The sequence below is a fragment of the Candidatus Margulisiibacteriota bacterium genome, assembly GCA_028706105.1.
In the GTDB taxonomy this organism is placed as follows: Bacteria; Margulisbacteria; Riflemargulisbacteria; order GWF2-35-9; family DYQY01; genus DYQY01.
Window position 1 is genome coordinate 1 of the sequence record JAQWCF010000123.1, and the last position, 3,857, is coordinate 3,857.

Consider the following 3,857-nt stretch of genomic DNA (forward strand, 5'->3'; position numbering starts at 1 on the left):
CCCAATTCTCACCCATACAAACAACGCTCATATAAACTTATGTTAATGAAAAAACAACTTGCTTGATTTTAATAAAAGGGACATTTCTACTTTGGAGAAAGGGTGACATTTCTACTTTGCGTTGACATATGAAATTATTAAAGAATAAGTTATTTTCAATAACGTTGTTTAGCCGAGAGGTTTAGTTTCATGTTTTTTGTATTGAATAATAATTTGGGAGCTTTAACTGGATTGCAATTTGAGCAAGTATAAAACAGTAGGGATTTCGCAGTCATTTTAAGACAATTAATCAGAAAAAGATGATAGGGCAATGCGCCTGCAGGCTCTACGATAAATATTGAAAAAAGTCATAAATCACAAGGTGACAAGAAATCCCCCGAGTTTTAACGTAGCGAGTTTGCAATCCTTGATTTTTTGCTTCGTTTTTCATCAAGGAAAAATGAAGAGAAGAAATTATGACAGAGGAGGAATTAAGAAAAGCCTCAGAATCAATGAGAGCTTTAGAGAAACAAATAGCCTACACCCGTTATGAAATGGAACAGAAGATGAAGGCTATGGGTGAGAAGGTGACAGGGGTGGATTTGTCTGGGTTAGAGTCAATAGGTATTCCTGATTTAAGACAGCAAACAGCAGTATTACCGCTGGCTACTATTGCTGATGTAATTAATGGGAAAACATATACAGCAACTATAACTGATGGTGGGAAGAAGACAGTGCTATCTCATGGTGCAATAAGCTTGGAAATCAGGGATAACTATCCAACTGTAATTCATAAAGCAGATGGTACTATTTTTGAGATGAAGGATGTTATGGGTGAGAAATTAAATCTATCAAATTATCGTGAGACATTAGGGCATTTTTTGGATAATGATTTTAAACAGTTTATGGATAAATATGTTGCCAAGAGTCTAATAGAATGGGGATACGTAGCCAAGATGGATGGCAATAAGGTTAGTATCAAAAATAATGGTTTAATCCCAACTTGTAATGTTACATTTGATTTTTATAATGGAAAGATTGCTTATAATAATCTTGAAAATGGTAGTTTTGTTGATATACCTTTTGGGAGCTTGAATATGAAGCAGATAGATATGACACAAATAGATTCAATAGCGATGCAGAATGTAAAGAAATCATCACAGCTAATTGCCATGGCAACCATGCTAAAAGTAAGTAATCAGTTAAGAAAAGATAGAGCTTATTTGGATAATTGTAATGCAGACACATCATCAGTGAAGTCAGCTAAAGGCAATGGACATTTTAGCGATGATCAGGTGTTCAGGTTTGCTCAGATGGCAAAGCTTGCATACGGTAAGAGAGACAATGGAACGTTTTATGATTTTTCTAGTCCTGTGGCAAAAAATGAATTTTTAACTGTTTTTGCCAGTATTTTAGGTGGCAGTTACTCTGGTGCAGACGTTGATCTATTAGCTAATAAAGATTATGTGTCAGGATACAGTGGATACATAATAAAAGATAAGAAAACAGGACAGGTATATATGTTACATAGAGGGACAGAGGATGCAGATAATGATAGGAAGACAGATGTTGCACTTTATGCAGGATTAGATTTGCAGAGTAAAGATTCTTTGGCAATGTATAATAGTGTGCTTTCTCAAATTACTGGCCCAGTTATCCATATAGGTCATTCATTAGGTGGAGGATTAGCTAATATAATGGCTGCAAAAAATCACAACTTTAAAAATAAAGATGTAGCAGTAGGATTTAACTCTGTAGGAGTATGGGGAGTATTGAAGCCTAAAGATTCAGCGGAAGAAGCATATTATCGTGAATTTATAGAAAACTATTTGGTGGTAACAGATGTAGTTGGTTCTGTGCTGCCACAAGTAGGACGGGTATTATTGGAAAAAGCACCAGAAGGGAAACCTTCGGAGTATGCATTAAATAATTACTTTAATGGTGCTATCTTACATTATAATAATAAGAATAAGGTGATAACCTTTGATGGTAATAATATAATTGGTGTTTTGCGGGGGATAGTTTCATTTATATTAGGTGGTTATGCTGGGACATCACATGCATTATCTGGGACTTTCTGGAGTGAAAGTGTAGATTATGTGAAGACGAGTAGGATAGATGGGGTAACGACAGAAGAGTTAGATAAATACAAGGAAGAAATAATAAGGAAATACTGGACTGCATATAAGGGGATGAAGGGTAATAAGTTAGGTGAAGAATCTAGTATAGGGATTACTAAAGTGATATCATCTGAATTAGGAATAAAGCTTAATTTGATAGATTTAAGTTTTTAGAGGAATATAATGAAAAGAATACTAGTAATCGCAGTTATTTTATTTAATACATTGCTTTTCGCGATGGGAGAACCAATACAGATCCCTAATGTATGGAATCTAAGTGTAAATACCGGAGATGTGTATCACGAGAAATATGAAGTGGTGCCGTTTATGATAGAAGGTATGAATCTTGAAGGGTATAAGGATATTGTTTCTTTGCCAAATAAAAAAGTACTTATATATAAGTACTTTAATGATAAACAAAACAAACAATATTTTGAGACAGCTTTGATTTATGATTTTAAAGATAAATCAGTAAAGTACTTATATAGAGAAAAGAAGGTTCCAGATAGTGCATATAGAGATTTACAATTAAAAAATGGTAAAGTTTTAATTAAGAGAGGTTATAATTATAGCGTTGATCTTAGCTTGCCCGACACATCTTTTTTTGAGCTATTTAATCCAGAGACAGAAGAGGTAGAGTATAGAATTACTAGAGATACATCAATAGATGTTTTAGGGGAGATTGAACCAAATAAGGTTATATTTACGTATTTAGGTCAATATTTTATTTTGGATGTCAAAGATAAAATATTTACCGAGCATATACCTAAGTTTAATGGAGGAGAAGATTTAAGGTCAGGAAATAGGATATTGCCATTATTTTATGATGGGGAGCTTTATTTGTATTGTAGGGATAAGAATTTTCCATATGATGTAATATATAAAAAAAATAAAGATACAAGTAAATATGAAAAAGTTGCTACTGAAAATGTGTATAAATACAATCTATTAATATCAAAAGATAAGCTTGTTGGAATTGGAAGCGAATATGGTTGGGTTTTCTCAATAAGTCAAAACAAGTTGTTAACCAATAATGATTTCAATAAAAAAGGAAAGATGCATTTTAAAAGAGATGATATTTTAGATGGTGATTTAGTGTTACTAGATGACGGTAATGTTTTAATAACAAGCGGCTATGGAGGATTAGAACCGAGAGGTTTGGGGTATGTTAATGTGTACAATGATAGCTTAGAGCTATATGTAGTAAGTGAAGATAGGTTTGTGTTATTTAAAACTCCTCAGAAAAATGGTGCACGTAAATCTGCAAAGTTATCTAACGGAGATGTGCTTATATATGACAGCACAGATGCAGATTTGTTTAGGAAGAAGAAACCCCCTCAGTCTCACAAACGCTCGACAGCTCCCCAATTTGGGGAGCCTTTTATTGGATTGTAATTTGTGTTTTAAATTCTGAGTGCGAACTGGAGCAAGATGACTTTGCAATAATTTTCATTCTATTTGATTAAAAAAGTTAGAAAAACATAACTAATTACCCTTCCAGATGTTCAGATATAGATAAAAAGAAAGTGGTCAATTTGGTGGGTGGATTGAAAATCACCCAAAAGACCAGCTAAGCCTAATCATAAAGACCAAAAATCCGCCATGTTTAAAACCTAATTTCTGGGGCAATATTCGAGCTTGCATTCATAACTGAATGCGAATAAAGGGGGAGGAACTCCCCCTTGCAAGCTATCCCCCTGCAAAAAAAACACAAAAACTGACGATATAAAACATGTGAAAAAAAATATAGGAAAAGTA

Annotated in this window: 2 protein-coding genes; both read left to right on the forward strand. The window is 33.6% G+C overall.

Annotation, left to right across the window (positions count from 1 at the left end; translation table 11 throughout):
- Positions 1–455: 455 nt before the first annotated feature.
- Positions 456–2,273 carry a hypothetical protein gene (locus tag PHF25_09060; GenBank protein ID MDD4528157.1) on the forward strand — a complete coding sequence of 606 codons (1,818 nt, stop codon included), beginning with the start codon at positions 456–458 and terminating at the stop codon, positions 2,271–2,273.
- Between the two features lie 9 nt (positions 2,274–2,282).
- Positions 2,283–3,494, forward strand: a complete 1,212-nt coding sequence (locus tag PHF25_09065; protein ID MDD4528158.1) for a hypothetical protein — start codon at positions 2,283–2,285, stop codon at positions 3,492–3,494.
- Positions 3,495–3,857 lie beyond the last annotated feature (363 nt).

Bases quoted from the DNA above. Each gene is read 5' to 3' on its own strand.
- PHF25_09060 (MDD4528157.1), top strand. From the start codon at position 456: ATGACAGAGGAGGAATTAAGAAAAGCCTCAGAATCAATGAGAGCTTTA.
- PHF25_09065 (MDD4528158.1), top strand. From the start codon at position 2,283: ATGAAAAGAATACTAGTAATCGCAGTTATTTTATTTAATACATTGCTT.